At 59.7% G+C, this 26,902-nt stretch carries 24 protein-coding genes and 1 pseudogene; 8 read left to right on the top strand and 17 right to left on the bottom strand.

Annotation, left to right across the window (positions count from 1 at the left end; genetic code table 11):
• The first annotated feature begins 92 nt into the window (after positions 1–92).
• On the top strand, positions 93–584 hold the full coding sequence (locus JTY93_RS13780; protein WP_205477224.1) for a GNAT family N-acetyltransferase: 492 nt from the start codon (positions 93–95) through the stop codon (positions 582–584).
• Between the two features lie 385 nt (positions 585–969).
• Here the strand turns inward: JTY93_RS13780 and JTY93_RS13775 are convergent, their stop codons facing one another.
• From JTY93_RS13775 to JTY93_RS13765, 3 genes are all read right to left on the bottom strand, one after another.
• Positions 970–1,191, bottom strand: coding sequence for a hypothetical protein (locus tag JTY93_RS13775; RefSeq protein ID WP_205477839.1), 222 nt, complete (start codon positions 1,189–1,191; stop codon positions 970–972).
• Positions 1,192–1,341: 150 nt separating this feature from the next.
• Complete coding sequence (locus JTY93_RS13770) at positions 1,342–3,087, bottom strand: phosphoethanolamine transferase CptA (RefSeq protein WP_205477838.1); 1,746 nt, start codon at positions 3,085–3,087, stop codon at positions 1,342–1,344.
• 133 nt (positions 3,088–3,220) lie between these two features.
• The gene (locus JTY93_RS13765) at positions 3,221–3,370 is read right to left on the bottom strand and encodes a DUF6026 family protein (RefSeq protein WP_222936214.1); all 150 of its coding nucleotides are present in this window, start codon (positions 3,368–3,370) and stop codon (positions 3,221–3,223) included.
• Positions 3,371–3,649: 279 nt separating this feature from the next.
• On the opposite strand from JTY93_RS13765, the gene gnd reads away from it, so the two are divergent.
• From gnd to JTY93_RS13750, 3 genes are read left to right on the top strand one after another with little or no spacing between them, the layout of a single operon-like run.
• On the top strand, positions 3,650–4,630 hold the full coding sequence (gnd, locus tag JTY93_RS13760; RefSeq protein WP_205477837.1) for a phosphogluconate dehydrogenase (NAD(+)-dependent, decarboxylating): 981 nt from the start codon (positions 3,650–3,652) through the stop codon (positions 4,628–4,630).
• Positions 4,627–6,150 (top strand): glucose-6-phosphate dehydrogenase, encoded by a 1,524-nt coding sequence (gene zwf / locus JTY93_RS13755; protein ID WP_205477836.1) that lies wholly within the window; start codon positions 4,627–4,629, stop codon positions 6,148–6,150. The genes gnd and zwf overlap by 4 nt, the downstream gene beginning before the upstream one ends.
• Positions 6,147–6,971, top strand: a complete 825-nt coding sequence (locus JTY93_RS13750; RefSeq protein ID WP_205477835.1) for an HAD family hydrolase — start codon at positions 6,147–6,149, stop codon at positions 6,969–6,971. The genes zwf and JTY93_RS13750 overlap by 4 nt, the downstream gene beginning before the upstream one ends.
• Here the strand turns inward: JTY93_RS13750 and nhaB are convergent.
• Both nhaB and JTY93_RS13740 read right to left on the bottom strand, forming a co-directional pair.
• Positions 6,959–8,461 carry a sodium/proton antiporter NhaB gene (nhaB, locus tag JTY93_RS13745; RefSeq protein WP_205477834.1) on the bottom strand — a complete coding sequence of 501 codons (1,503 nt, stop codon included), beginning with the start codon at positions 8,459–8,461 and terminating at the stop codon, positions 6,959–6,961. The two genes, JTY93_RS13750 and nhaB, sit on opposite strands and share 13 nt — an antisense overlap.
• 216 nt (positions 8,462–8,677) lie before the next feature.
• Positions 8,678–8,944, bottom strand: coding sequence for a hypothetical protein (locus JTY93_RS13740; protein WP_205477833.1), 267 nt, complete (start codon positions 8,942–8,944; stop codon positions 8,678–8,680).
• A 341-nt stretch (positions 8,945–9,285) separates the two neighbouring features.
• Here JTY93_RS13740 and JTY93_RS13735 point away from each other — a divergent pair.
• Positions 9,286–10,612, top strand: a pseudogene (locus JTY93_RS13735) (sigma-54 dependent transcriptional regulator).
• A 77-nt stretch (positions 10,613–10,689) separates the two neighbouring features.
• Here JTY93_RS13735 and fapF read toward each other — a convergent pair.
• From fapF to JTY93_RS13700, 7 genes are all read right to left on the bottom strand, one after another.
• The gene (gene fapF / locus JTY93_RS13730; protein ID WP_205477831.1) at positions 10,690–11,991 is read right to left on the bottom strand and encodes a fibril amyloid transporter FapF; all 1,302 of its coding nucleotides are present in this window, start codon (positions 11,989–11,991) and stop codon (positions 10,690–10,692) included.
• Positions 11,992–12,040: 49 nt separating this feature from the next.
• The gene (gene fapE / locus JTY93_RS13725; protein WP_205477830.1) at positions 12,041–12,787 is read right to left on the bottom strand and encodes a fibril amyloid subunit FapE; all 747 of its coding nucleotides are present in this window, start codon (positions 12,785–12,787) and stop codon (positions 12,041–12,043) included.
• Between the two features lie 37 nt (positions 12,788–12,824).
• Entirely contained in the window at positions 12,825–13,505 is a 681-nt protein-coding gene (gene fapD, locus JTY93_RS13720) for a fibril amyloid maturation endopeptidase FapD (protein ID WP_205477829.1), read from the bottom strand.
• A gap of 61 nt (positions 13,506–13,566) precedes the next feature.
• A complete protein-coding gene (gene fapC / locus JTY93_RS30285; protein ID WP_511218634.1) occupies positions 13,567–14,268 on the bottom strand; it encodes an amyloid-like fimbrin subunit FapC in 702 nt (233 codons plus the stop codon).
• 115 nt (positions 14,269–14,383) lie between these two features.
• Entirely contained in the window at positions 14,384–14,932 is a 549-nt protein-coding gene (gene fapB, locus JTY93_RS13710) for a fibril amyloid subunit FapB (RefSeq protein WP_169995356.1), read from the bottom strand.
• On the bottom strand, positions 14,929–15,387 hold the full coding sequence (gene fapA / locus JTY93_RS13705) for a fibril amyloid chaperone protein FapA (RefSeq protein WP_205477828.1): 459 nt from the start codon (positions 15,385–15,387) through the stop codon (positions 14,929–14,931). Before fapA ends, fapB begins: the two co-directional genes overlap by 4 nt.
• 318 nt (positions 15,388–15,705) lie before the next feature.
• The gene (locus JTY93_RS13700; protein ID WP_205477827.1) at positions 15,706–16,704 is read right to left on the bottom strand and encodes a FecR family protein; all 999 of its coding nucleotides are present in this window, start codon (positions 16,702–16,704) and stop codon (positions 15,706–15,708) included.
• Positions 16,705–16,855: 151 nt separating this feature from the next.
• Here JTY93_RS13700 and JTY93_RS13695 point away from each other — a divergent pair, with 151 nt between their 5' ends.
• Positions 16,856–17,125 (top strand): PepSY domain-containing protein, encoded by a 270-nt coding sequence (locus JTY93_RS13695; RefSeq protein WP_205477826.1) that lies wholly within the window; start codon positions 16,856–16,858, stop codon positions 17,123–17,125.
• Between the two features lie 11 nt (positions 17,126–17,136).
• Here the strand turns inward: JTY93_RS13695 and JTY93_RS13690 are convergent, their stop codons facing one another.
• Complete coding sequence (locus tag JTY93_RS13690) at positions 17,137–22,242, bottom strand: DUF6543 domain-containing protein (protein ID WP_205477825.1); 5,106 nt, start codon at positions 22,240–22,242, stop codon at positions 17,137–17,139.
• 181 nt (positions 22,243–22,423) lie between these two features.
• On the opposite strand from JTY93_RS13690, the gene JTY93_RS13685 reads away from it, so the two are divergent.
• Positions 22,424–23,455, top strand: a complete 1,032-nt coding sequence (locus JTY93_RS13685) for an Ldh family oxidoreductase (protein ID WP_205477824.1) — start codon at positions 22,424–22,426, stop codon at positions 23,453–23,455.
• Positions 23,456–23,494: 39 nt separating this feature from the next.
• Here the strand turns inward: JTY93_RS13685 and JTY93_RS13680 are convergent, their stop codons facing one another.
• A complete protein-coding gene (locus JTY93_RS13680; protein WP_057436701.1) occupies positions 23,495–23,815 on the bottom strand; it encodes an ElaB/YgaM/YqjD family protein in 321 nt (106 codons plus the stop codon).
• A gap of 164 nt (positions 23,816–23,979) precedes the next feature.
• Between JTY93_RS13680 and JTY93_RS13675 the strand changes: the two genes are divergently transcribed.
• Positions 23,980–24,231, top strand: coding sequence for a hypothetical protein (locus JTY93_RS13675; RefSeq protein ID WP_205477823.1), 252 nt, complete (start codon positions 23,980–23,982; stop codon positions 24,229–24,231).
• A 72-nt stretch (positions 24,232–24,303) separates the two neighbouring features.
• Here JTY93_RS13675 and JTY93_RS13670 read toward each other — a convergent pair whose 3' ends face one another.
• From JTY93_RS13670 to JTY93_RS13660, 3 genes are read right to left on the bottom strand one after another with little or no spacing between them, the layout of a single operon-like run.
• Entirely contained in the window at positions 24,304–24,852 is a 549-nt protein-coding gene (locus tag JTY93_RS13670; RefSeq protein ID WP_205477822.1) for a GNAT family N-acetyltransferase, read from the bottom strand.
• 5 nt (positions 24,853–24,857) lie between these two features.
• Positions 24,858–25,325, bottom strand: coding sequence for an LEA/WHy family protein (locus JTY93_RS13665; RefSeq protein WP_205477821.1), 468 nt, complete (start codon positions 25,323–25,325; stop codon positions 24,858–24,860).
• An 8-nt stretch (positions 25,326–25,333) separates the two neighbouring features.
• Positions 25,334–26,761 (bottom strand): nucleobase:cation symporter-2 family protein, encoded by a 1,428-nt coding sequence (locus JTY93_RS13660; protein WP_205477820.1) that lies wholly within the window; start codon positions 26,759–26,761, stop codon positions 25,334–25,336.
• Between the last annotated feature and the right edge of the window lie 141 nt (positions 26,762–26,902).

Raw genomic sequence — 26,902 nt, 5'->3', positions numbered from 1 at the left:
TAGTTAATCTCCTTCATCTATGGCCGACAGCCCGCTTACAATCGAGGTTTTGCGGGGAGGTGATCCCTGCCTAACTGTTATCGAGGAAGGAAATGGAAGCCGCAGAAATACTGGTGTTGCAAGCCAGCTACAGCAATCCTGTGCAGGCCGAGGCCATTGGCCTGTTACTCAATCACTACGCACAAGACCCCATGGGCGGGGGCAAAGCCCTGTCCGCCGATCTGCTGGAGCAACTGCCGGCTGAATTGGCCAAGCGTGCCCATGCATTCAGCGTGCTGGCCTTTGTCGGTGGTGAGCCGGCCGGGCTGGTGAACTGCTTTGAAGGGTTCTCGACCTTCGCCTGCCGCCCGTTGGTCAACGTGCATGATGTGGTGGTCATGGAGCAGTTTCGTGGCCTGGGCCTGAGCCAGAAAATGCTGCAAAAGGTCGAGGAAATCGCCCGTCAACGCGGCTGCTGCAAGATCACCCTCGAAGTGCTGGAAGGTAATCCCGTGGCTCAGGCGTCGTACCGCAAGTTTGGTTTTGATGACTCGGTATTCGACCCGGCCCATGGCCGCATGCTGTTCTGGAGCAAGGCGCTTTAAAGCCGTATCTACGCGAGTCGCTCTTCTGGGGGGCATAATCGTCGAAGTGTACGCGTACCCTTGTGGGAGCGGGCTTGCTCGCGAATGCGCTGTATCAGTCAACCTATCCATCACTGACCCACCGCATTCGCGAGCAAGCCCACTCCCACAGGGGAATGCAGTTCCGCACTCTGGTTTTGCTGTTGCTCTGCTTTTGATCTTGATTTCAGGCGCCCCGTCAAACCACGATGGCCGATCGCGGCGGGCAGCGAGTGACCCGCAGTGGCCGTAACCGCAGCAACGCAGATGTACACATACCAAGAAGATAGTTGTGTAGATACTCATGCTGTAATGAGGGGACAAGCCCTCACCACAAGCAGGTCACCAGCGGGGCACGAGTGGCGCATCAGCTCTTGGGTTGCTCGCTGTCCCGCGCCTGCTCGGCGGAGCCGCCTTCAGCGCCCTTGGCATCGGTCGCAGCAGTCTGCTCAGCATCGCCGTGGGTTTGCTTCTGGATGAAGCTGAAGTTGTTGAAGTGCTCCTTCACGCGTTCCGCACCACCTTCGGCGAAGGCTCCGGCCGAGGTCAGACCCAGCACGCCGGCGAGCATCAAGGTTGAAAGTTTCATCGCATGTATTCCCATTAAAAGTGATCGGTATCTGCACCGTCCCTGATCAGATTTATGGGAATAGTCTGTAGGAAGCTTATTAAATGAGAATTAACGTCAAGAACATCCAAAGTTAACCACCCGGTTAACTTTGGACGGGTTGGGGGGCGTTTACTTCAGCACCACATTCGTGGGGGCGGCAATCACCTTGGGCTTGATCAGGCTGAAGTCGATCAAGGCCTTTTGCGGACGCTGGTAGGGATCGCCAATCAGCAATGGCCGTGGCTTGAAGCTATCGCTGACCAGGCTGCGGCTGCGGTCCAGTTCGTCGAAGCTCAGGCCGGCAAGGTCGGCCCAGGTGTGAATCAGCTGCGAGCTGCTGTAGGGCCGTTGTACATCGCCTTGCATATTCCAGTCGTGGGTAGCACGCCACTTCGGCGAGGCCCAGGTCATGAAGGGAATGGTGTACATCGGCGCCGTCGGCTTGCCCTCGTTGCGGCCCAGGGTTTCGTGGCCCGCCGAGTCGAACACATCCTCGCCATGGTCGGACAGGTACAGCAGGAAACCGTTGGGGTCGGTCTTGGCGTAGTCCTTGATCAGGCTCGACACCACGAAGTCGTTATAGCGCACCGCGTTGTCATAGCTGTTGTAGGTGGGCAACTGGTCGTCACTCACCCCATCCGGCACGCCCTGGCGGTCGCTAAAGGTGTCGAAGCTCGGCGGGTAGCGGTACTGATAGCTCATGTGGGTGCCCAGCAGGTGTACCACGATCAGCTTGCGCTCGGCCTTGTCGGCGAGGGCCTTGGAGAACGGCTCCAGTACGTCGCCATCGTACTGGCGGGCGTTCTGGTTGCGGTTGTTATTGAGGTACACCTGCTCGTCGGCCTGCTCCGAGAACGTGGTGAGCATGGTGTTGCGCTTGGTCATGGTCTGCTGGTTCGTGATCCAGAACGTCTTGTAGCCAGCCTGTTTCATCATGCTGACGATGGATGGGGTCTTGAGGTACAGGTCCGGGTGGTCTTCGTCGGCAAAGGTCAGCACCTGTTGCAGCGCCTCGATGGTGTAGGGGCGCGGGGTGATGACGTTGTCGAACACGTCCAGTTGGTCACGCAGCTTGTCCAGCTCCGGGGTGGTCTTGCGTGGGTAGCCGTAGAGGCTCATGCGCTGGCGGTTGGTGGACTCGCCGATCACCAGTACCAGGGTCGACGGCTGGCCGGCCATGCTGTCCTTGAAGTTGCTCAGGGGCGGGATCTTGCTGACGTTGTCGAGCATGCCCTGCATGTTGTTCAACTGCTGGGTATAGCGACGATAAGCGACGATCATCTGCCACGGCACCGCAGGTTCGACACGGGTTTCGAAACCATCGATGGCCCGCTCCAGGGTGTCGTTGGTAGCGATCTGCTTGACCAGCGGATAACCGACAATCGCCAGTACAATGGCGGTCGCCGCGATCATCGCCCGACCCATGGGCAAGTAGACCGGGCGCACGCGGGTCCAGAGGAAGATGGCCAAGGCCGTGTGGGCAATAAAGGCCAGCACGATCCACCAGGCAAAATATTGGGTTGCGTACTCGCCGGCTTCAGAGATGTTCGACTCGAACATGATGAAGATGACGCTCTGGGAAAATTCCTGCTGATAAATAAAGAAATAGCCCAGGCTGGCCATGGAACAGGCCCACAAGACCACGCCGATCAACGCGGCCAGCAGTCTGGCGCGACGCGGGAATAGCAGCATGGGCGCCAACCACAGCGCGCTCATGAAGAACGCCTGGCGGAACCCACTGAAGCCGGAGGTGCCGGTCAATTGGATCAGTAGCTGGGTAATACCCGAGAAATACCAGAAAAACAGGAACATCCAGCCAAGGCCGGCCCAATCAAACCCCGTCGCAGACTTCGTGCTGCGTTTGAACATCGCCATGCAGCGCTCCAACCCAATAATTGCCACCGCCCATGGGTGAGACGGCGTTCTGGCGAAGGATTATCGGGAAGGGCTGGTGAAAACTTTGTGAGTTGGATCTGAGGTGGCGATCATTGTAGGCGCCGGCAAAAGCTCAGCAGGTGATGGCTTGATTCGTGAGCTGGGCCTGCAACTGCGCACGCAGACGGATCACTTCCTGCTGCAACTGTTCACGTTCGTCTTTCAACTGGCGCAATTCGTCGCGGCGGACGGTGACGTAAAGGGTTTGTGGCGGGCGTGTGATCTGTGCAGTGCGCATTGCTTACCTCGCAAATAGCCGGTGTATCGCGGTGCCAGGGGGCTTGAGTCGAGGCCCTTGGCAGGAGTCAGGGGCGATTCTGATTTCTTTTTTGGCTCAAGGGAACTTTTTTATTTTTCGGGGTCGTTGTGACTTTTCAGCCAGTGATGGTGAAACGATGGCCTGTTTTTGTGATGAAACTAGTGCGATTGGCGCCGGACTAATTCGTGATTGCGCTATAAACTGTGTCACACATTTTTTATTTGTAGTTGGGAGCATCAATACATGCAACTGGGGATTATCGGACTAGGCCGCATGGGCGGGAATATTGCGCGCCGCTTGATGCTCAATGGGCATACCACCGTGGTCTACGACCGCAATGAAGCATTCGTCAAAGGCTTGAGTGAAGAGGGCGCGACCGGCGTTGCGGATCTCGCCGCCCTGGTCGCTGGCCTGCAAAAGCCGCGGGCTGTCTGGGTCATGTTGCCGGCGGGCGAACCCACCGAAACCACGATCAACGACCTGAGCCAACTGATGGAACCCGGCGATGTGATCATCGACGGCGGCAACACCTTCTATAAGGATGACGTGCGTCGCGGCAAGGCCCTGGCGGAAAAGGGCCTGCACTACATCGACGTCGGCACCTCCGGTGGCGTCTGGGGCCTGGAACGTGGCTACTGCATGATGATTGGCGGCGACGCCGAGACCGTCAAGCACCTGGACCCGATCTTCGCCACCCTTGCCCCAGGCCTGGGCGACATCCCGCGGACCAAGGACCGTAAAGCGACCGACGACCGTGCCGAGCGCGGTTACATCCATGCAGGCCCTGCCGGTTCCGGGCATTTCGTGAAGATGATCCACAACGGCATCGAGTACGGGATGATGCAGGCGTTTGCCGAAGGGTTTGACATCCTCAAGACCAAGAACTCGGAAAACCTGCCAGAAGAACAGCGGTTTGACCTTAACGTGGCAGATATCGCCGAAGTCTGGCGTCGCGGCAGCGTAGTATCTTCCTGGCTGCTGGACCTGACCGCCGATGCCCTGGCGACCGACCCCAAGCTCGACGGTTACTCCGGTTCCGTGGCCGACAGCGGCGAAGGGCGCTGGACCATCGAAGCCGCCATGGAACAATCGGTGCCGGTGCCGGTATTGTCCAACTCGTTGTTCGCCCGCTTCCGCTCGCGCCAGCAAAGCACCTACGGTGACAAGCTGCTGTCGGCCATGCGCTTTGGCTTCGGCGGCCATGTGGAGACTTCCAAAAAATGACGGCCAACGGCAAGAAACCCAAGGCCGAGCCCGCTCCACCCACTACCTTGTTCCTGTTCGGCGCCCATGGCGACTTGGTCAAGCGCCTGCTGATGCCGGCGCTGTACAACCTCAGTCGCGATGGCTTGCTGGGTGAGGGCCTGCGGATTGTCGGGGTGGATCACAACGCGATCAGCGATGTCGACTTCGCCAAGAAACTCGAAGACTTCATCCGCACCGAAGCCGCGAGCAAGGTCAAGGGCAATGCCGAACATGCACTGGACCCGCAGTTGTGGGCCCAGTTGGCCAAGGGCATCAGCTACGTGCAGGGCGATTTTCTCGATGATGGCACCTATGCCGACATCGCCAGCAAAATCGCTGATAGCGGCACCGGCAATGCGGTGTTCTACCTGGCCACTGCGCCACGCTTCTTCAGTGAAGTGGTGCAGCGCCTGGGCCGGGCCAACCTGCTGGAGGAGAGCCCCGAGGCTTTCCGCCGCGTGGTGATCGAAAAGCCGTTCGGCTCCGACCTGGCCACCGCCGAGGCGTTGAACGCCTGCCTGCTCAAGGTCATGAGCGAAAAGCAGATCTACCGCATCGACCATTACCTGGGCAAGGAAACGGTACAGAACATCTTGATCAGCCGTTTCTCCAACGTGCTGTTCGAAGCGTTCTGGAACAACCACTACATTGACCACGTGCAGATCACCGCCGCGGAAACCGTCGGGGTCGAAACCCGGGGCAGTTTCTTCGAAAACACGGGCACCCTGCGCGATATGGTGCCCAACCACCTGTTCCAGCTGCTGGCGATGATTGCCATGGAACCGCCGGCGGCGTTTGGCGCCGACGCGGTACGTGGCGAGAAGGCCAAGGTGATTGGTGCTGTGCGCCCCTGGTCGCTGGAAGATGCACGGGCCAACTCGGTGCGCGGCCAATACACCGCCGGTGAGATCGGTGGCAAGGCGCTGCCGGGCTATCGGCAGGAGGCCAACGTAGCCCCGGACAGCAGTACCGAGACCTTCGTGGCACTGAAGGTGATGATCGATAACTGGCGTTGGGTCGGCGTGCCGTTCTACCTGCGTACCGGCAAACGCATGAGCGTGCGCGACACCGAGATTGTGATCTGCTTCAAACCGGCACCGTATGCGCAGTTCCGTGACACCGAAGTCGACGAACTCAAGCCAACGTACCTGAAGATCCAGATCCAGCCCAATGAAGGCATGTGGTTCGACCTGCTGGCGAAAAAGCCCGGGCCGACCCTGGACATGGCCAACATCCAGTTGGGCTTTGCCTACAAGGACTTCTTCGAAATGCAGCCCTCCACCGGCTACGAAACCCTCATCTACGACTGCCTGACCGGTGACCAGACGCTGTTCCAGCGCGCGGACAACATCGAAAACGGCTGGCGTGCGGTACAACCGTTTCTCGATGCGTGGAAAGAAGACGACGGGATCCAGGCCTACAAGGCTGGCGAAGACGGCCCGGCGGCGGCAGATGCGTTGCTGGCCCGTGATGGCCGCGCCTGGCATCGCCTCGGATGAGTGCAGACGCGATTCAACCCATCCGTTTTTTGTTGTGTGATATGGACGGCACTTTGTTGTTGCCCGATCACAGCCTGAGCCAGCGCACCATTGATGCGGTGCGGGCGCTGCGCGAGGCCGGGGTGTTTTTCAGCCTGGCCACCGGGCGACCGCCCAGGGCCATGCTGCAGCAGATCGAAGCCCTGGGCGTCGATGTGCCCACGGCAGGGTTCAACGGCGGCACCCTGGTCAACCCTGACGGCAGCATCCTGGTTGCCCACCACTTGCCCGCAGAGGCGGCGCTGATCACCTTGGCGTTGCTGGGCGAGCAGCCGGAGGTGGAAATCTGGGTGTTTGCCGAGGGCGACTGGTTGCTACGCGATGCAACGGGCCCCATGGTGCCTCGGGAGCAGCAGGGCCTGGGCTATGCGCCGGTGGTGGTGGAGAGTTTTGAGCCGGTCCTGGGGCGGATCGACAAGATCGTCGCCGCCAGCGCCAATGCCCAGTTGTTGATTGAGCTGGAGGCGCAGTTGCAGCCCAAGGTCGCAGGCCTGGCCCAGGTGTCGCGTTCACAGCCGGTCTATCTCGATATCACGGCGATGCAGGCCAACAAGGGCGATGCCCTGAAAACCCTGGCCGCGCATCTTGGCGTGGCGCTGGAGCACACAGCGGCCATTGGCGACGGCGGCAATGACCCGGCGATGTTTCAAGTGGCCGGGTTATCGATTGCCATGGGCCAGGCCGAAGAGGCGGTCAAGCGTCAGGCCGATGTGGTCACCGCCAGCAATCTCGAGGACGGCGCAGCCCAGGCTATTGAACGGTTTATCCTTCACAGCCAATAGCTGACCGCGTACCAGCCCAGCACGCCCATCACCACGGTGTACGGTAGCGCCATCCACACCATGCGCCCGTAGGACAGGCGGATCAGCGGCGCAATCGCCGAGGTCAGCAAAAACAGGAAGGCCGCCTGACCGTTGGGTGTCGCTACGCTGGGCAGGTTGGTGCCGGTATTGATTGCAATGGCCAGGGTCTCGAAATGCTCGCGGCTCATATGGCCGGACACAAACGCCTGCTTGACCTCGGTGATGTAGATCGTTGCGACAAACACGTTATCGCTGATCGCGGACAGCAGGCCGTTGGCAATGAACAGCATGCCCGGCTGTTGTTCGGCGGGCAGTGCCAACACCCATTGGATCAATGGGGTGAACAACTGCTGATCATGAATCACAGCGACCACGGCGAAAAACACCACCAGCAACGCGGTAAAGGGCAGGGCGTCCTTGAAGGCATTGCCGATGCGGTGCTCTTCGGTAATCCCGGTAAAGGCGGTGATCAGTACGATCACCAGCAGTCCGATCAAGCCAACCTCGGCGATATGAAAGGCCAGGCCGGCGATTAGGATCATTGCTGCCAGGCCTTGGACAATCAGTGCCGCACGTTGGCGCGGGGTGCGTTCGGCGTTGTCTTCGCGGGCGTAGTTGGCCAGCACCTGACGCACGTTGTCCGGCAGTAGGGTGCCGTAGCCAAACCAGCGCAGCTTTTCCAGCAGTACGCAGGTCATCAGGCCGGCTACCAGCACCGGTAACGATACCGGGGCAACGCGTTGGAAGAACTCGCTGAAATTCCAGCCCATCTCATGGCCGATCAACAGGTTCTGGGGTTCACCCACCAGCGTGCACACGCCACCCAGGGCGGTGCCGACGGCGCCGTGCATCAACAGGCTGCGCAGGAAAGCGCGAAATTGCTCAAGGTCGGCGTGGTGCAAGGTGGGCAGGTGGCGGTCGTCGCTGTACTCGCTGTCCTGGCGTGGATCATTGCCTGAGGCCACGCGGTGATACACCGAATAGAAGCCCACGGCGGCACTGATAATGACCGCAGTGACCGTCAAGGCATCGAGAAAGGCTGAAAGAAAGGCCGACAAAAAGCAGAACATCAGCCCCAGTAGCGCCTTAGAGCGTACGCCCAGCAGCAGGCGCGAAAACAGGAACAGCAGCAAATCCTTCATAAAATAGATGCCGGCCACCATAAACATCAGCAGCAGAATCACCGGAAAGTTATGCAGCAGCTCGTCGTACAGCGCCTGGGGCGTGGTCATGCGCAGCAACAGTGCCTGGACCATCAACAGCCCACCGGGCATCAACGGATAACAGTGCAACGCCATGGCCAGGGTGAAAATGAACTCGGCCACCAGCAGCCAGCCAGCCGCAACCGGGCCAAAAGCCCAGAGCACCAGGGGGTTGATGATGAGGAAAGCGAGGATGCTGGCCTTGTACCAACGGGGCGAGTGCCCAAGGAAGTTATGGGCGAAGGCCTGGGCCATTGAACCGGACATGGGGTGCTCCTGGGGGCGAGAAGCGCGCAAAGTGCCCGATGCTCGCAGGAAGATCAAGCGGTCATGGCATGGCAGCCATATAAAGAAGGGAGATACTTAAGTGTTAGGCACGCAAAACCCGTGGCGGGAGTCGAACTCACCCGCCACGGGTTTAATAGTCTTAACAAGTTGCAGCCAATATAAGAAGCGACGGCATGTCGCAGTGGCTGCCTTAACTTACTTGGGCATTGCCCAGGACTGAAGTTGATAACCTTCGCCATCGAGTTCGGCGCGGGCTTGCAGCAGCAGGGTTTCCAATTGTTTTGGATCGGAATAAGTGCTGCAAGGAATTTGTTTGCGCCCGATGCGTTTCTCGGTGCAGTCGATCACGGTCAGGCTCAGTTCGCCAGTGCCGTCTTGTGGGGCCCAGGCCACGCAGTGAAAAGGTTGGAAAGCACGGTCTGCGATCAAAAGAGCTTCGTTGATACGGAGCGGGGCGTTCATGGGGTCTTCTCTCTAAGTGCCCAATCAAAAGATGTGCCGTCGGTTGGGCTTACCGTTCGGCTAGTACCTGTACTGATGCACGATGACGGGGTACGGGTCACATGTTAGAACAACAAAATTCAACTTTTCGTGATTAACGTCATGTAAGGCGCGATTTTGAAAGGTGAATGAAAGATTGAAGTAGCGCTCGCCGGGGGGGCTGATCGCTAAACGCTGTATCGGTGATGGTTTTATCGCGAAACGATACAAGGGTAGCGTCAAGATCTTGCTAGGGTTATGAGCAGCTTGCCCAAACTGTTGTTTCTAAATAACTTTAATGATTTTGACGCCAAGGAATAGTCATGGTTGTTACACCAGCCCTGCGTCGCTTGCTTGTGGTCGATCCCTGTGACGACTGCCACCAGTTATTGCCTGGTTTGCGGGCGGCTGGCTGGGATGTAGACAGTTGCGCCCTGGATGCATTGGGGGGATCGTACCTGTGATGTGGGGCTGTTGCGGCTCCTGCCCATGCACCTTGAGCGACCTGAGGCGGTCAAGGAGTTGATCAGTCGCAGTGGTACCGAATGGATTGCGGTGCTTAGCCCCGAAATGCTGCGTCTGCAGAACGTCGGCGACTTTGTCTGCGAATGGTTTTTTGACTTCCACACCTTGCCCTTCGATGTGTCACGGGTGCAAGTGACCCTGGGCCGCGCCTTTGGCATGGCACGCCTGCGGGGTAAAGGCACCGCCCACGTGAACGAGCTGGAGCATGAGTTGCTGGGTGACAGCCGGCCAATCCGTGAGCTGCGCAAACTGTTGGCCAAACTGGCCCCCACCGAATCGCCGATTCTGATCCGTGGCGACAGCGGCACCGGCAAGGAATTGGTGGCCAAGACCTTGCATCGCCAATCCCAGCGCCACGCCAAGCCGTTTGTGGCGATCAATTGTGGCGCGATCCCAGAACACTTGATCCAGTCCGAACTGTTTGGCCATGAAAAGGGCGCATTCACCGGCGCCCACCAACGCAAGATCGGGCGTATCGAAGCGGCCAATGGCGGCACCCTGTTCCTCGATGAAATCGGCGACCTGCCCATGGAGTTGCAGGCCAACCTGTTGCGCTTTCTCCAGGAAAAAACACATCGAGCGGGTGGGCGGTAGCCAACCGATCCCGGTGGATGTGCGGGTGCTGGCCGCGACTCACGTCGACCTGGAGGCCGCCATCGAGAGGGGGCTTTCCGCGAGGACTTGTACTACCGGCTCAATGTGCTGCAAGTGATTACCGCGCCGTTACGGGAGCGGCATGGCGATGTCGGCATGCTGGCCAACCATTTTTCCAGGTTCTACAGCCAGGAAACCGGGCGCCGTCCGCGCAGCTTTAGCGAGGACGCGCTGATCGCCATGAGCAAGCATGGTTGGCCGGGCAATGTGCGCGAATTGGCCAATCGGGTGCGGCGTGGCCTGGTACTGGCCGAAGGCCGGCAAATCGAAGCAGCCGACCTTGGCTTGCAAAGCCAGCAGGCTATCGTTCTACCCATGGCCACACTGGAAGACTACAAGCACCGCGCTGAACGCCAGGCGCTGTGCGATGTGCTGAACCGGCACAGTGACAACCTGAGTGTCGCCGCCCGTGTGCTGGGGGTTTCCCGACCCACGTTCTACCGGTTGCTGCACAAACACCAAATCCGCTAGGGCGGGTAAAAAAGCCCCGCCGCGACCCTTATCGCGGCGGGGCTTTTCCTTTTCTACTGCAGGGGAGCGCAGCGGTTTTAGAAGTAGTACGGGAATTTCAGGCTGAAGGTAAAGTCTGGTGCGTCATCCGTCATACCGATCGCCAGGTTGGGCACGATGGTCAGGTTTTCACTGGCGGCGATGGTCATGCCGACGTTGAAATAGCCTGCGTTAGCGTCGCTGGAAACAATCGACTGCCAGTCGCGGCCGTCAGGCTTGAGCTTGCTCTTGCGCTGGATCAGGTCGGACACTGAGAACGACATACTCATGCGCTCGTTCAAGGCAAACGCCACACCCACGCCGAACTGGAAGCTGTCGCCCAGGCGGACCTTACCTCCGAGCTTTTGGTTGACGTCGCTGCTGATGTCATCAAACGACTCTTCGAGGTTGTGGGTGTAGGACACCGAACCAAACAGCACAGCCGGATCGAAGGTCTTGACCAAGGAGATCCCTGGGGTGATCGACCACACGCCGTTGCCGGTGGGCAGGCTCTCCGGTACATACAGGTTGTCGTTGGCCGTCGAGCGCAACAGTTTGATTCCGAAAGGCTCTTTGCCGGTCGGGGCCTTGACCCTTACCGAAACCACGGCATCCGGCATCGTCGGCGATTCGTCGAGGAACTTGTAGGCGATCCCGAAGTTGACGTCGCCGATCGTCGGGTCCCGGCTCACGGTCTCTTCGGAAGTGGCCTGCGGGTCGCCGCCACTGGCACCGCCAGACTGATAGGTCGACTCGCGGTATATCACCGGTACGTTCACATCAAACTGCCAACGGTTGTCGAGGTTGTAGCGGCCGGTCAAGTCCAGGGTCCAGTTATCGGCCTTGATCCGGTCGAGGTTGATATTGCCCAGAAAGATCGAATCCAGTGCGAGGAAACCATTGAGGGTCAACTGGCGGGCGTCGTATCGCGCGTAACTGATGCCGGTTTCAAAACTGAACTTGCCGTTGCCGAAAAAGCCGCTGGCTTCGTTATACAAGTTGCTCACGCTTTGCGCCGGCGCCGAATCATCCTTGAGCGATTGGCCATAGGAACTGCCGCCGGCCGCACCGCCCTTGGTGTCTTTGGCGCCGCTGGCGGCCACCGTGCTGCCGCTTTGCTTGAAGTCTGCCGGCGACTTGGCCAGGCGTTTGGGCGCGGGTACAGCGGGTTGGTCTTCCACCTGGCGCACCCGTTGCTCGAGGACGGCCAGGGCTTTTTGTTGGACTTCGTAGCGCTGCTTGAGCTCCAGCAGTTCTTGTTTGAGGGTGTCGATATCCGCGTCTGGCGCTGCGTACAACATACTCGCGGGCAAGAGCGTACTTAAACAGACAACGGCACGTAGTGATAACGATCGGTGCATGAAGTAAGCCGTCCTTTTCTAATGCGTAAGTGTCGAGGGTCAGCGTAGTTCAATAACCGAGTGTGCGTAGGCCCTTGAGTTGATCCAGATTGCAGTTCAGTGCCCCGGCGCTCAGGCCATTGCTGCCAAGCGCGACATTGAGCTGGGTCATGTTGTTGACGAAGTTGCTGTTGCCTTGCAAAACCGTGCCTTGCAGCACGTTGCCGCCGCCGATCTGCTGCAGCGCATTGCCCTGATTGTTGTGGGCCGCGATGGCCATTTGCACGCCGCCATTGTTGGCGGACACACTGACCCGCCCGGCTGCACTGTCTGTTGTAAAGGAGCCACCCGCCATCAACGCATGCCCTGATTGCGAGACGTTGGCCGGTGACAGGCCGTTTTCACTGACATTGATCCCAACGTTGTTATACGCCGTGTTGCCATCGCCGGCGGCACGTACGGTCTGGGTCACACCCTGGCCGCTGCCCAGCCCGGCGCCACCGATCACGCTGCCGGTGCCCGGGTCACGGTTAGTGCCGTTACCCACCGATCCGGTGGACTGCACATAGAATTGCGGAGTGATCGTCGATGAGTCGATGTGCATGTTGGCGCTCACCGTACTCGTGTCGCCCGCCGCATTGGTCCAGGTGGTGCTCATGACAATGCCGAAACTGACAATGCGCCCCGGCATCACGAAGCGGCCGCGCAGTTCAGCCAGTTCCGCGTCGTTCATTTCAATGGGCTTGAACGCCGAGGCGGCATAAGCCGGCATCGAGGCTGCCAGGCACAGGGCCGTGAGCCAACGGGAAGTGTTCATCATCTGCTCCTAGGGCGTCCTGCCCCTTATGGCGCTTCTAGAAGAAGTCGCTCTGGATGAAACCGAAGTCCATCAGCTCGGCGTCGCCCACGGGCCGGAACTCGTTCATTTTGGTCTTGGCGGTCAACGGCGTAGGGGGATCAAGCAGGGCGTTGGTCTTGTCATAGCCTTCACCGAGTACGGCGAACACGATGCCATTCCAGCCTGCGACGAAGTCATCCCGCGAAAGGCGTTTGTTGCCCAGGACCGGATCGCCGATATAGACCCAGCCTTTTTCGGCGCGCTGCATCACCACGAAGTGCTTGTAGCCACGGATCTCCAGCAGCACCACCACAGGGATCTTCACGGTCAGCAAGGTGTCGGGGCCGATCTTGTAGCCCCTGGCGCGCATGCCGATGCTTTCCAGGTAGCGCTTCATGTCCAGCATGGAAAAGCCCTGGGTGCGCACCAGATCCTGGTCAGCGTTGATCAGCATGCCCTTGATGACATGTGCTTCATCGACGTCCAGCCAATAGGCCTGGCGCAGGATGGTGGCGAGTGCCGCGGCACCGCAGCTGAAATCGGTTTTCTGTTCCACCAGGTTGGCGAACCGGCGCTCGCGGATGCTCTCGACCTTCTTGAAGATCACTGCACCGCCGGGCATGGCGGAAATCGCCATTTGCCCTGCCCAGGACGGGCCGGTGAGCAATAACAGGAGGCAAAGGGTCGCGAGGCGCATGATCTATGACCTGTTGGACACTGGAAATAAAGAAGGGCCTTGTTGCCAAGGCCCTTTTGTATCAGAACGCCAGTTTGCTGCCGCCACCCGCTGCGCATTGGGTGCAGCCGCTGCCCAGGGTGAGGGTGTTGCTTTGTTGGTTGCCTGAACCCGCCGCCACGTTCACGCCGATGTTGCCGGACGCGTTGTTGGCGGAGTTGAGCAGGCCTGCGTTGTTGACCACATACTGAGGGTTGTAGCTGTATTTGGAGGACGCTTCGTTGAGGAAGTGGTTATCCAGGGACACTTGCTCGGTGTTCGAGGCAGCCGCGACGTTTTTGCCGTCAGCTGTCACGATCGCCAGGTTGTTTTTCTGCTGGTTGCCTTGACCGGCCGCCACGTTCACGCCCACGTTGCCGGAGCTGTTGTTGGCCGAGTTAACCAGTGAAGCGTTGTTTTGCGTGCCTTTGTTAATGAACTTGTTGTCTTTGCTTTCTTGATAGATATCAGCTACGGCAAAGACGCTGGCCGCATCATCAGCGCTACTGGTGATGGCAGCAGCGTTGTCTTGCTGGTTGCCGGAACCGGCTGCGATGTTAGCGCCCAGGTTGCCTTTGCTGTTGCTCAGCGAGCCGTTGGCCCCTGCATTGTTGAGGGTCTTGGTGTCTTCGAACTTGTTGTCCTTGCTCACTTGAGTATCAGTCACAACCGCAGCCACAGTGCCGGTGGGCACAGAGGGTGTTGTCCATTTTTCGGCAGGACCTGCCTGTGCAGCAACAGCCATGAGCGCAGCCAGAGCGAAAACCAGTGGTTTGAGAGCCATTGTAGGTTTCATGGTGTATCTCCTTGCTTCTAGTTGGTTAAGTGTTGGTACGGTCTAAAAAACACCTATCAAGGGATTACTTGATAGTGACACCGAGGGTGTTAGCCATTCGGTTCCCCACCCCTGCACTCTGATTCACCTGTACCACTCCACGGCTGCCGGTGAAGGCCTGGTCGCTGGTAACGACCTGGCGGCTGCCAGTGGTAGAGGGGGATCGTGAGTCTGGTAACAGCGTCATGTTCTGTTGCGACAGGACGCTGTCATCGATGCTTTGCGGACCTGTGCTGATCCGCACCGCATTGATCATCTGATTGTTGGCCCCGGCCGACTGGTTGACGCCCAGGATGCCGTTGCCGTTGCTAAATGAGCTGCCCTGAATCGCCGCGCTGGCGTTAAGGGCGGGATCAACCTTGCCGTCGAGTTTCTGGATAAGCGCGTCGCTGGCCTGGCCACCGAGGCTGACCGCGCGGCTGTTGATCTGCTGTTGTTGATTGCCGGCGGCTTGGTTGACTGACAGCACACCGGTGTATTGCTTGCCGGCGTTGTCGATCAGCGCCTGGTTGCTGCTATCGGCCATGGCCGCCGAACAACCGATTACGGTGAGGAACAGCCACGAACGGTTCATTGCTGGACCCCCATCATCGCGCCGATGTTGTTCAACGGCGCCAGGCCGCGCTCGATCGAGCCGCTGATCTGCCCGCCCAGGGTGTTGCCGCTGGCATGTCCGGCCGCCGCACCGGCGCCCAGGCCAGCGGAGTTGCTGCCCAGGATATTGCTCAAGCCGGGAAGGTCGCCGTTAGGCAGGATGGCGCGGGTGATGGTCGAGCCGCTGCTGACCCCCGCAAAATCGTTGTCGCTGAGTTCGCCGCCGGTAGCGCGCAGGATCTGTTGGCTGGGGTTGGCGTTGGCGGTGGATGGGTACGGGTCTTTGCCAAAGGAGGGCCGACCGACCATAAACCCCTGCACATTACGGCCCGTCACGATGATGCCGTCCTCGGCAGAGGCGGGCAGGCTCACGCTGGCACTGAGTACACAGCTAATCAGCAGCAGGCCTATGAAGCCTTGATTGAGAGTTGCCACGGCATCATTCCTTGTTTTGTGACGCTGACCCTAAACAGCGCTGTAAGGAATAGAGCAGAAGCTGTGCCGCTTTTTATATGTTCCAGCTTTTCAATGGCTTGGGATTTATGGCGGGGTGGAGGTGGCGTGGGGTGTATCAGGCATGAAACAGGATGCCGGCGGATGACCAGCGCCTTGCAGGGGGAAGGGGGTGTTTCAGCAAAGCAACACTATTGATGACGAATCGATGAATCCGCAGCCACAGGGCGGTTGCGCGGCGTTGAGTGTTTCAAAAGTGGACACAGCGGCGCGAGCAACACCCCGGGCAGAGCGTGCTGCTCAGATCTTGGGCGCTTTGCGCGGTATGGAGTTGAGCACGGTGTTGCCATCCTGGTTCTGGGTCAGATAGACCGGCAGTACCTTGGGCAGTGAGGCCACCAGATGGCTGACTTCATGGATGTCGTAGATCCCGCCAATACGGATATTGCCGGTCCCGGTATCGGCCAACATCACCGGTTTGCTCAGGTAGCGGTTGATCAGGGGCAAGGCATCCACCAGCGCCAGGTTATCGAGGATCAACTTGCCCGTGCGCCAGGCCAGTGCCGGATCCTGGGCAGAGAACGCCTGGACCTGCGGCTGCGCGTCACCGCGGTTGTAACTGGCCTGCATCCCGGGCGTGAGATTCAACCCGCTGTGGCTGGCATCGCTGGAGATCTTCACCGAGCCTTCCAGCAGCATGACCCGCACCCGATCGTCATACTTCCAGACGTTGAACTGGGTGCCTGTCACACGGATCTGCCCGGCGCCGGCGCGCACCACAAAGGGGTGTTCGCGGTCATGGCTGATCTTGAAGAATGCTTCGCCCTTTTTCAGGGTGGCCCGACGTTCGTCTTTATAGTTGCTGTAGACCAACTCGGTGCCCAGGTTCAGCTCCACGACGCTGCCATCGTCCAGCGTCACCTGGCGCAGGCCGTTTTCGGCATCGTAATGCTCATAGGAGCTGGGCAGCCAACCGGCCTCCCAGCCAGCGAAGGCGGCGAGGGGCAGGGCCACTAACGAGATGGCCGCCGCCACGGCATAGTTGCGCCAGCGACTGGGCGGCGGGGCCAACGCAACCGGCGGGGACGGTTGGCCAGTGCGTGGCAGATGGTCGGCCACATCCCAGATTTCCAGCATGGCGGCATATTCGAAGGCATGCAGGGGGTGTGCATCGTGCCACTGTTCGAAAGCCTGCCGCTCGGCCTCTGTGCAATCAAAAGCGTGCAGGCGCATGCACCAATGCGCGGCGGCATCGGTGACTGCATCATATTCGGCTTCTGAAAGGGGCTGTTGGGTCATTGGTGCTTCCTGATTTCCTACATTCTAACCTTCCCGGCAGGGTGCCGAGAACAGCCATCATGGCGAATGAGCATCAATGTGGAACTAATTCGGCCGGCAAACACCCTAAAAATCTGGATCTGTAAGTCATTCTCTATAACGGAGTAAGAAAATGCTGAAGAAAACCCTCACTGCCATGCTTGCCACTGCCACCTTGCTCGGCGCCGGCGCCGCCTTGGCCGATAAGCCAGGAGCGGGCTGGATCCCCATCGAGAAGGCCATTGAGACCGCCAAGACCAAGGCCGGCTACATCGAGCTCTACGGTATCGAAGCCGATAACGACGGCTACTGGGAAGGCAAGGGCCGCAAGTCTGATGGCAGCGTCTACGAGTTCCGTATCGATGGCGCCTCTGGCAACGTTCTGCGTGACCAGAAAGACTGATCCCAAGCCGGTCAGCCCACCGACGCCTTTCGAGTGGAAGGCGTCGGGTCCAACTGGCGTCCCAGGTTGGTAATCAGGAACGCCACCGAGTCGGCATTATCCAGGATAGTGTCGACTCGTTTGTTTAGATCGGTCATGAATATGCCTCTGGCGTTACTCAGGTCTACGCCGCCGGTGGTGCGCAGGATCTGGTCCCTGATGTATTCGGTTTCAGGTGTCGAGCCGAAGTCTCTCCAGACGTTGCCCGCGACGTCCACGTACTTGAACAATTGGCTGACGGGCGTCCTGCGCGAATACCCCGTGGTTTGCCGATTTTTCTGGTAAGCGGCCAACTCTCGCCCGGCCTGGGTCAGTGTCTCGATCAGATCGGAAAACGGCATCACCGAGTCCAGGTACGCTGCATCGGCCGTCGTGGCCACCAGATGGCTCAACTCGTGAATCAACAGCGTGGCCCGCGCATGGGCCTCCCGGTCGAAGTAGTCGGTCAGGCGATTGTCGTAGTCGCTGAAGGGCGGGGCAAAAAAGTGCTCAGTCAAAAAGATCCGCCGGTCCGGATCTTTGTCGATGGTGAAGCCCCAGTTGTTCTGTGGGTCGATTCGATGGGAACCCACCACGAACCGTTTCGAATCGTGTGCATACAGGCTGGGGTCCAGCAGGCCGGCGAGAATCTGGTCGACGACGCGATACAGCTTTTGCACCAGGGCCGGGGCAATCTCTTGAGGCCCGTGGTCCGGGTTGATATCGATCCCGAAGAAGCTGTTGACGAAGCGATGTATGCGGGTCACCGGCGCAATGCCTGGCGCCAGTAACGCCAGGTTGAGCTTGCAGTTCTGCACATAAAACGTTGCCAGGTCGATGGCTTCCACGATCATCCTCGCCCGCTCGGGATACAGCTGGCGAATCGCGCTCATTCCCACCGCTTCGATGTTCATGCTGGTGCGCGCCGAGGCGCTGACATCTGCCCGGTCCTGCAGGCGGCCAAAGGCCTGGCCATAGCGCGCGATCTTTTGACGGGTGTCGAGGAGCCATTGCCCCGCGCTGTCGCGATAGACAAACGGGCCATGGTTAGCGGCCGTCTTGATCCGCCAGGACGTACCGAGACTCTCTACCCGGTAGACCTTGCCCGCCAGTGCAACGTACGGCACGCCTTTATGCTGATAAGTCCCGTTGAATGTATTGAGCGTCATATCGCTCAATGCCACATCGTTTACTTCGCTGGGCGCAAGTAGGGTGCGTTGCGGGGCGGTGAGGTCCAGTGTCGACCAATTGGCCGACGGCTGCGTCGGCGCGACAGGGGGGGGCTGCCCCGGGTCGAAGATCAAAGCTTTGGCGTCCTGCAAGGCCTGGCCGAGCGCGGCCATTTGCGCCAGCCCATCGATGAACTTCTGCAAGGCCAGGCCCCAGTGATGGTCCTGCAAGGCCTCTGCGGACTCGGTGAACAGTGAAATGCTTTGCCAGATGGCCCACGGCAGGGCCAGTTTACCGGGCAGCAGGCCCATCACCCGGCCAACAGAGCCACTGAGCACCTGAGTGACGGCTTGCCACTCGGACTCAGCCCCTCGGATCAATTGGCTGCCCAGCAGGTTGAGGAGCAACTGACGGTTATCGTCGAACAGGCGGCACAGCAGGTTGCCCCGGATCGGATTGAATCCCAGGGTGATCTCCGACGTTGTTCCTTGCGAACTGGCCAATAGGTTTCGATAGGTGGCGTCCTGGGGCGCGGCCAGCCGCCTGAGCACCCAGCCTTGCAGGGCGCCTGGAGTGATCAGGGCTTGCACGAACTGCGCCTCGCTTTCGAACTCGCGCAAGCTCAAGGTTGGGTGATAGGGCGCGTACAACACCTGCGGCCCCTCGCGCCCGGCGCTGATCAGGTACAGCCCCAGGGCCGGGGCCAGGGAAGCCCCGGCGGTAGCGAGCAATTCCAGTGGCCTGACCTGGGCCGTGGTGCCTGGCACCAGCGCACGGGCCACCGCGTCGGGCATGTCGAATGCCTGTTGCAGCAGCTCGAAACCCACATCCGACAGGCGCTCCTGCAACTTGAGGGCATGGGCGTGTTGCAACAGTTGCCAGGGCAACTGCTGGCTGAAATCCTGCAAGCGCTGTGCGACACCGGCTGCGCCCGCGGACAGTTTTTGATTCAGGTACCCGCGATAGTCGCTCTGGATATTCAATTGCGTCAGCATCTGGCGCACCACGGTTTGCGTCAGGCCGGCGGCCAGGGACACCACCTCAAATTCGGCCGCCTGCGCACTAGTGGGGCCCATGGCGAAATCCAGCAGGCTTTGGCGCCGTCCTGCCAGCGCCAGCCTGGGCACAATCTCGACGCCCGTGGCATAGGTTGAGTAATCGACGAGCATGTCGTTCAGGCGGTTCTCCACATGTTGACGCAAAGAATCAAGCTCGTAGAGATAGTCCCGGCCGTGCAAGGTATGGATGCGATATTGCTCCAGTATCTCGGCCTGGCGCCGTTGCTCCCTGGGCGGCGCTGCGCCCAGCCGGTTGTGCAGGGAGTGCCGTAGCTCTGCCAGGCGTGCGATGTCCATCGCGCGCTGCAGGTTATTGGCGGGGACTTCGCTGCGCAGTTGTCCCAGAGCCTGGGTCAGCGACGAGGCTTGGGCCTTGAGCGTCAGGGTGTGTTGGCGTTGGGCAAGGTAATGCTCGATCCAGGATTGCTGGCATTGCTGCAATGCGGGCTTGGTCATCAACTGCAACGGCCCCAACTCATAACGTCGATGGGGGATGTACTGCAAGGCCGAGAGGTTTTCCATCAGGCCCAGGCGCTGGGTCGGGCTGCGTAGCCGTTGAGCCAAGACCTCGCGCAAGTCGCTGATCGAAGCGAAGGCTTCCACCCCTGCAGCCGGCGTCCACAGCAGCGCATGCCCGGAGTGGTAATGATCGAGGCCGCCGCGCTCAGTGAGCACAAAACAGTGGGTCAGTCGCAGCAGGCTGGTCTGGCCTGTGGGCAACACTGACACTGTGAATGCTTGTGGGGTGAAGCCTTTCAACACAGGATCCTGTCCGCGCACTGTGTTGTCCGGATCCAGCATCGTTTGCAGGATCTGGATATCGCGCTCATCAAGGGTCTTATCCAGCCCTCTGAGCCGTGCCTCCTCAAGAATCCCCACGGACATGCTGTGCGCCAGCTTGGGGATCAAGGCCTCGAGGCCCGCACGGGGGATTTGCGCGACTGGCTGCAGGCTCAGACCGGCTAGCCACTGCGTGACCATCCTATTGAGGCGGACAATGTCCAGCTCCGGTCTTTTCGTGGCCTGGCCGCGAGTCCGTGGTCCATATACCCCGTATTGCGCAGTGTCAGGGATGGCCTGTGCCTGGTTCAGCAGGCGGGCGACACAGTGCACCAACAGGCTCTGGCTGGACTGTGGCGTGCGCCACTCTTGGGCGTCGGCATTGCCAGCGTAGCGATTGATAAAAAGGTCTTGTGGGTTGAGCGCGGCCACCTCAGAGGCGGGGAAAGTGGCATGCAACTGCTCGCTGATGACGCGCTCCAGGCTGGGAACCTGCGCTATCAGGGTGTCCAACGCATGGCTGACGCTGTGCAATCGCCGGTGGGTCAGGCGGGCCTTTTCCGCTGGCACCGACGGCGCGCAAGGATGGGTGCTCCAGCGTCCCTTGGCGTCCAGTGCCCGTAACCGGTGGTCGAGCATCGCGCGGATATCCAGGCCGTAATCCAGCATGGCGTAGGCATTGACCGTACCCTGGTTGCGTCGGTACAGGTCCAGGCAGTATTCGAGGTTTTGCTGCTGTTTGCCGATGACCGTTTCCAACAAGGTGCTGAATACCGGCCCAGTGAACGGCACCGAGCTGAACTGCGGGTTTTCAAATCCGACAAACCGTGCCCGCTCTTCCAGTGACAAAAAACCGAAGAAATCATCCTCATGCCCCTGCGCCACGGCCATTGCCTTGAGCGTGGCCTGCAAGTCGTGCTCGTCCTTGAGCACTTGCCAACCTCTGGACTGGGTGTAGAGGTAGGCGTCGGGATGAGTGACCACCAGCGTGCTGGCCAGCTCAACATAGTAAGAGGTGTGCTCCCACAGGCGGACTTTTTCAGTCAACGGCCCGTGCTCGCGTTCGACGGGCTGGTAGAGCGCGTTCAGTTGCTGCCACTGTTCGGGAGTGAAGATCTCCTGCTGACGCTTGAGCAGTAAGTCGACCCTGGATTTATCGCTCATGGCCTGGGCAAAGTATTCGCGCCTGGACCACCCGGCGTAAACATCGGTGTTCCAGTAAGTGAGCAGTGAGTTGTTCAGATACAGGCGCAGTTGATCGGACGCTTGCTGGATGCCATCGTCCCAGCGACTGAGGTCGTGCGCCTGGGGGTTGGTGCCTGAGGGCGACAATATCTCGGGGTTGGTGTAGACCCGGCGCAGCCCCACGGGCCAGGCTTGCTGGCGGTGGAACAGCAGTAACGCATCACGCAACAACAGGGCATTTACCCATTTTTCCTGGTCGGTGGATGATGAAACCCGCGCGTAAAAAAACACATGGGTCTTGCGCTGGTCCACGCTCGGGAAGGGCTTGCGCAAGGTGCTGGCCAACAACTGGTCCAGCAGGGTTGCCACCAATGGCAGCTTGCTCAACTCATTGAGCAGGGTCTGGACGTTGCGGTTTTGGCCACGTTCGATACAAGCCTGCTGTTCATCAAATACGTTGCCCGTTATCAATTGCCGGCTGAGGCTGGCGCCGGGGTTGAAGTCCAGGTCTATGCGATCGTCCAGGGCCAGGAAGTGCAGGAGTTCGCCCCGTTGTGCATCGTCCAGCAGGCGTTTTTCCAGGGTGTCGAGCAGTTGCCCGGCATCACTGAATTTCTCCAGCCCGGTTTGCGGGCCGTAGAAAAACACTGGGGTGTAGGAGTCTTCGGAACTCATCATGAAGGCGCCGGCCAATTCGACCGGCTCGTGCCCCGGCAAGTTGATCAACAACCGTTCGGCAATCATTGGCGGGGTTTGCGCCTTGCGTGCATCGGCATCGACAAAAAACAGGTTGCGCAGGAATTCCCGATCCTTTTCGGTAATGCCGCGCTGTCGCTCACGCTCGTTCAAACGCTTGATCACCCGTAACGCTTCGGGGAAAAAATAGGGCAGAGGCTGGTCGTCCATGATCGTTTATGTACTGGCTGAGGGAGGGCAAAGCCTACGAATACCGATGGGCGCAGCGGCGCTAAATAAATAGGTTGCGAACCTGCGCAGGTGTTGACAGCCTGGTCGCCGGGCGTTGTTTAATCAGTGCGTTGAGTCCAGCAGGCTGTAGCCCCCTCCAATAACAATTCAGGAGCTTCAGATGTCAGCCACGCCCGTTTGCGCAGTAACTACATCAATGGCCTTCAGCGAACTGGTGGCCCTGCTCACACATATCTTCATCCGCCATGGCACCTCGGCCGAAGTCGCCGCGGTGCTGGCCGATAACTGCGCCCGTGCCGAGCGCGATGGTGCACACAGCCATGGGGTCTTTCGCATTCCTGGCTACGTCTCGACGTTAAATAGCGGCTGGGTCGATGGCAGGGCCGTGCCACAGGTCGAGGATGTTGCCTCGGGTTTTGTCCGCGTCGATGCCGGCAACGGTTTTGCCCAGCCAGCCCTGGCGGCGGCGCGCTCGCTGTTGGTGGAAAAGGCCCGTAGCGCCGGAATTGCGGTCTTGGCCATTCGCAACTCCCATCATTTTGCGGCGCTCTGGCCCGATGTCGAACCCTTCGCCGAAGAGGGCCTGGTAGCACTCAGCGTGGTCAACAGTATGACCTGCGTGGTGCCATACGGTGCGGATCGCCCCTTGTTCGGCACCAATCCCATCGCGTTCGCCGCGCCCCGCGCCGATGGGCCGCCGATTGTGTTTGACCTGGCCACCAGCGCCATTGCCCACGGCGACGTGCAGATCGCCGCACGCAAGGGCGAGCGCGTGCCGCCTGGCACCGGTGTCGACAGTCTGGGCCAGCCGACCCAGGATCCACGGGCGATCCTTGAAGGTGGCGCGTTGCTTCCATTCGGCGGGCACAAGGGCTCGGCATTGTCGATGATGGTTGAACTGTTGGCGGCAGCATTGACGGGGGGCAATTTTTCCTTTGAGTTCGACTGGTCCAACCACCCGGGTGCCAAGACCCCCTGGACCGGCCAATTGCTGATCGTCATCGACCCCAGTAAAAACGCCGGCCAAGGCTTCGCCGAGCGCAGCCAGGAACTGGTGCGTCAGATGCATGCTGCAGGGTTAAGGCGTTTGCCGGGCGACCGTCGTCATCGGGCGCGGGCCAAGTCTGAGGAGCAGGGGATTATCATCGACGGGGAAGAACTGGAGCAGTTGCGCGCGTTGGCCCAAGCATAATCACCGGCGCGGACGACGCCGCGCCAGTGATGACCGTTATCAGTTGCGACGGCCCAGCAACAGCCCGACCACCAGGCCGAAACCGGCCGAGATCGCAACCGTCTGCCAAGGGTGGCCACCGATATAGGTTTCGGTGGCATCGACCACCGGCTTGCTGCGTTCACGCACGTTGGACACCGAGTCCAGGGCCTGCTTGAGCTTGATCGCGACCTGCTCGCGCAGGGTTTCACCTTCTTCTCCCACCAGCGACGCGCTGCTTTTGAGCAGCTTGTCCGATTCTTCGATCAGGGCCTGGAGTTCGCTGAACGCCTGGTCCTTGATTTGCTCTTCGACAGCTTGGGCGGCGGTTTTACGGGCCATTGAGTAGCTCCTTGCGGGGTAAGTGGGCAGTGAACAATGGAGTCTTGCAGTTGGGTAAAAGTTGCAGTTTTTTTTGCTGGCCGTCAGCACAGCGCAAAATCCGAATTCGGACCTTTCGACCTACAGTGTAAGATGTCACCTATTTGTGCAGCAGGTAATTCCACATGAGCTTCAATCTGGCCAACAAGCCCCTTGCCGAGCGCGCTGCGCTTGAAGATGAAAAGTCCCGTCTGTACGACTTGTGGCAAAGCAACCTGGGCAAAGCCAAGGGCGAAGGCGCCCGGCTGTTTGGCGAACGCTCCAAACGCAAGGGCAAATGGGCTGAATGGGTGCGTGCGGAGCTGGATGGCATGTCGCCACCGGAGTTTGCCAACATGGTGCGCAGTGAAGTCAACCGACTGATGGCGGCCAAGTAGGGGCCGGCGATTGCGGTAGTTCAGTCACTACATGTGCTGGCTGGTATACCGCTATCGCGGGCAAGCCCGCTCCTACAGGGATTGTTCCATCCATTCTTCGCGGGTGATTTCCCAAATGTCCTTGGGAAAAACCCCCGCCACGAATTGCCCTTCTTCCGTACGGATCAAGCGCATCCCGGTTTTTTCCGAAATCCTGCGCGAGCCCACGTTCGGCGCGGCCTTGGGCACCCGCAGCAGTGGGCGCCCGAGCACCTTGAACCAATACTCGGTCACCGCCGCACTGGCTTCGCTCATTAACCCCTGTCCTTGCCATTGCGGCCCCAGCCAGAATCCGCGGTTGTTATCCTCCTCGTCCATCAAACTGGCGTTGCCGATCAGTTGCGCCGGTGCTTGGCGTAGGCGAATCGACCAATGCCATTCACGGCCCGCCGCCATGGCCGGCAAGGCCATATCCTCCAGATAACGGCGGGCGCCATCGGCCGGGTAGGGCCAGGGCACCAAGGCATTGAGGTAACGCACCACCTCCCAGTGGGCAAACTGCTGTTGCACGCCCTCGGCGTCGTCCAGGGTCAGCGGCTGCAGAATCAAGCGTTCGGTGTACAGGGTGGGCAAGGTAGCCATGGGGTTTACCACGTCACTGTGTTGGGCAGGTCCAGGGTCCCGCGATCGACAAAACGCAGGGTGCCAAACAACCCGCCGGCCAGCTTGCCGCGCAGCACATACGGCAGGTTGTTCAAGCTCTGGGTCTGGCTCAGGCCCAGGGTCTGGCGCAGCACGGAAAACGCCGAAACGCTGACCGGGACTGTCAGCACCGTCTCGGAAAAACGCGGGATGGATCCCTGCTGATCGCTGACCCCGGCCGCCAGTGGCCGCCCATTGACCTCCAGGTCCAGGGCCACGCCGTTGTAGTCGATCGTTGTTTCGTTGGGGTTCTGCACCCGCAACTTGACCGCAAACCTCACTTCCAGGTCCTGGCTTTGCAACGGCTCGATCCCCACCACATTGATATGCAGCGCGTCACGGTTGGGGAACAGGGCGCAGGCGCTCAGGCTGAGCAATACCAGGGAGAGGGTCAGGCCGATCAATCTGCGCATAAGGGGTCCTATTTCGTCGGGGCCGGGTCCTGCATCACTTTGAGGGTGGAGGCTTCCGGATCAAATTCATCTTCTTGCAGTTCTATGAACTCTTCCGGCAGGAAGATGTTCAGCAGGATCGCACAGAATGCACCGACGGTAATCGGCGACTCGAAGATGTTATGCAGGGCCTTGGGCAACTCGCGCAGCACTTCCGGTACCGCCGCCACGCCCAGGCCCATGCCCAGGGAGATCGCCACGATCAGCACATTGCGTCGATGCAGCCCGGCCTCGGCGAGGATCTTGATCCCGGCCACCGCTACCGTGCCGAACATGATCAGCGTCGCGCCACCCAGCACCGGCTTGGGCATCAATTGCAAGACCGCGCCAATCATCGGGAACAGACCGAGCAACACCAGCAGGCCGGCAATGAAATACGCCACGTAGCGGCTGGCGACGCCAGTCAACTGGATCACGCCGTTGTTCTGGGCGAAGGTCACCATCGGCAGGCTATTGAAGGTGGCGGCCATCACCGAGTTCAGGCCATCGGCCAGCAGGCCGGACTTGATGCGTTTGATGTACAGCGGGCCCTTGACCGGCTGCTGGGAAATCATCGAGTTGGCTGTCAGATCACCGGCCGCCTCCAGTGGGGAAATCAGGAAGATCACCGCCACTGGAATAAACGCCACCCAGTCAAACGAGAACCCGTACTTGAATGGTACGGGCACACTCACCAGCGGCACTTGCGGCAAGGCTGCCAGGTCGACCCGCCCCAGCCACCAGGCCACGACAAATCCCAGGGTCAGGCCGATGACAATCGAGCCCAGACGCAGGAACGGATTATTGAAACGGTTGAGCACCACGATGGTCAGCAACACCAGGGCCGCAAGCCCCATGTTGCTGGCCGCGCCCAAGTCGGCGGCGCCGTAGCCGCCAGCCATATCGGTGACGGCGACCTTGATCAGCGATAAGCCCATCAAAGTGATGATGGTGCCGGTCACCACCGGGGTGATCAGTTTGCGCAATTTACCGATGAACTGGCTGAGCACCACTTCGATAAACGCCGCAAAGAAGCAGATCCCAAAGATCGTCGACAGGATCTCATCGGTGCCGCCGCCCCGGGCCTTGACCATGAAACCGGCACTGAGAATCACGCTGATAAAGGAAAAGCTGGTGCCTTGCAGGCACAGCAAGCCCGAGCCCACCGGGCCGAAGCGCCGCGCCTGGACAAAGGTGCCCAGGCCCGAGACAAACAGGGCCATGCTGACCAGGTACGGCACTTCGCTTTCCAGGCCCAATACGCCGCCGACGATCAGGGTCGGGGTGATGATCCCCACAAAGCTGGCGAGCACGTGCTGCAGGGCGGCAAAAATCGCCGCTGTGAAGTGCGGACGGTCTTCCAGACCATAGATCAGGTCTGATTTATAGCGGGGGCGGGGGGCTTGAGCGTCAGACAAAATACGTGCTCGGGTCAGAAAATGGACGCGCAGGATGCCAGAAAGCGCCCGCTGTCAAAAGTGTGAAAATATATTTCTACGATCCGTGCAAAAAGCCTCAAGCCTGCCGATATCTTTTATAGGCCCACATCTCCCTTATAA

The sequence above is a fragment of the Pseudomonas hygromyciniae genome, assembly GCF_016925675.1.
GTDB classification, from domain to species: domain Bacteria; phylum Pseudomonadota; class Gammaproteobacteria; order Pseudomonadales; family Pseudomonadaceae; genus Aquipseudomonas; species Aquipseudomonas hygromyciniae.
Note: the sequence above shows the minus strand (reverse complement) of the source record. Positions and strands in the feature narration are given on the sequence as shown.

Excerpts from the sequence above, each read along its gene's own strand:
- fapB (WP_169995356.1), bottom strand. The coding sequence starts at position 14,932 with ATGAACCGTTCGTGGCTGTTCCTCACCGTAATCGGTTGTTCGGCGGCC.
- fapC (WP_511218634.1), bottom strand. The coding sequence starts at position 14,268 with ATGGCTGTTGCTGCACAGGCAGGTCCTGCCGAAAAATGGACAACACCC.
- JTY93_RS13675 (WP_205477823.1), top strand. The coding sequence starts at position 23,980 with ATGAGCTTCAATCTGGCCAACAAGCCCCTTGCCGAGCGCGCTGCGCTT.
- fapD (WP_205477829.1), bottom strand. The coding sequence starts at position 13,505 with ATGCGCCTCGCGACCCTTTGCCTCCTGTTATTGCTCACCGGCCCGTCC.
- gnd (WP_205477837.1), top strand. The coding sequence starts at position 3,650 with ATGCAACTGGGGATTATCGGACTAGGCCGCATGGGCGGGAATATTGCG.
- JTY93_RS13740 (WP_205477833.1), bottom strand. The coding sequence starts at position 8,944 with ATGAACGCCCCGCTCCGTATCAACGAAGCTCTTTTGATCGCAGACCGT.
- JTY93_RS13770 (WP_205477838.1), bottom strand. The coding sequence starts at position 3,087 with ATGGCGATGTTCAAACGCAGCACGAAGTCTGCGACGGGGTTTGATTGG.
- JTY93_RS13700 (WP_205477827.1), bottom strand. The coding sequence starts at position 16,704 with ATGACCCAACAGCCCCTTTCAGAAGCCGAATATGATGCAGTCACCGAT.
- JTY93_RS13750 (WP_205477835.1), top strand. The coding sequence starts at position 6,147 with ATGAGTGCAGACGCGATTCAACCCATCCGTTTTTTGTTGTGTGATATG.
- zwf (WP_205477836.1), top strand. The coding sequence starts at position 4,627 with ATGACGGCCAACGGCAAGAAACCCAAGGCCGAGCCCGCTCCACCCACT.
- JTY93_RS13695 (WP_205477826.1), top strand. The coding sequence starts at position 16,856 with ATGCTGAAGAAAACCCTCACTGCCATGCTTGCCACTGCCACCTTGCTC.
- JTY93_RS13680 (WP_057436701.1), bottom strand. The coding sequence starts at position 23,815 with ATGGCCCGTAAAACCGCCGCCCAAGCTGTCGAAGAGCAAATCAAGGAC.
- fapF (WP_205477831.1), bottom strand. The coding sequence starts at position 11,991 with ATGCACCGATCGTTATCACTACGTGCCGTTGTCTGTTTAAGTACGCTC.
- JTY93_RS13775 (WP_205477839.1), bottom strand. The coding sequence starts at position 1,191 with ATGAAACTTTCAACCTTGATGCTCGCCGGCGTGCTGGGTCTGACCTCG.
- JTY93_RS13670 (WP_205477822.1), bottom strand. The coding sequence starts at position 24,852 with ATGGCTACCTTGCCCACCCTGTACACCGAACGCTTGATTCTGCAGCCG.
- JTY93_RS13780 (WP_205477224.1), top strand. The coding sequence starts at position 93 with ATGGAAGCCGCAGAAATACTGGTGTTGCAAGCCAGCTACAGCAATCCT.
- JTY93_RS13665 (WP_205477821.1), bottom strand. The coding sequence starts at position 25,325 with ATGCGCAGATTGATCGGCCTGACCCTCTCCCTGGTATTGCTCAGCCTG.
- nhaB (WP_205477834.1), bottom strand. The coding sequence starts at position 8,461 with ATGTCCGGTTCAATGGCCCAGGCCTTCGCCCATAACTTCCTTGGGCAC.
- fapE (WP_205477830.1), bottom strand. The coding sequence starts at position 12,787 with ATGAACACTTCCCGTTGGCTCACGGCCCTGTGCCTGGCAGCCTCGATG.
- JTY93_RS13685 (WP_205477824.1), top strand. The coding sequence starts at position 22,424 with ATGTCAGCCACGCCCGTTTGCGCAGTAACTACATCAATGGCCTTCAGC.
- JTY93_RS13690 (WP_205477825.1), bottom strand. The coding sequence starts at position 22,242 with ATGGACGACCAGCCTCTGCCCTATTTTTTCCCCGAAGCGTTACGGGTG.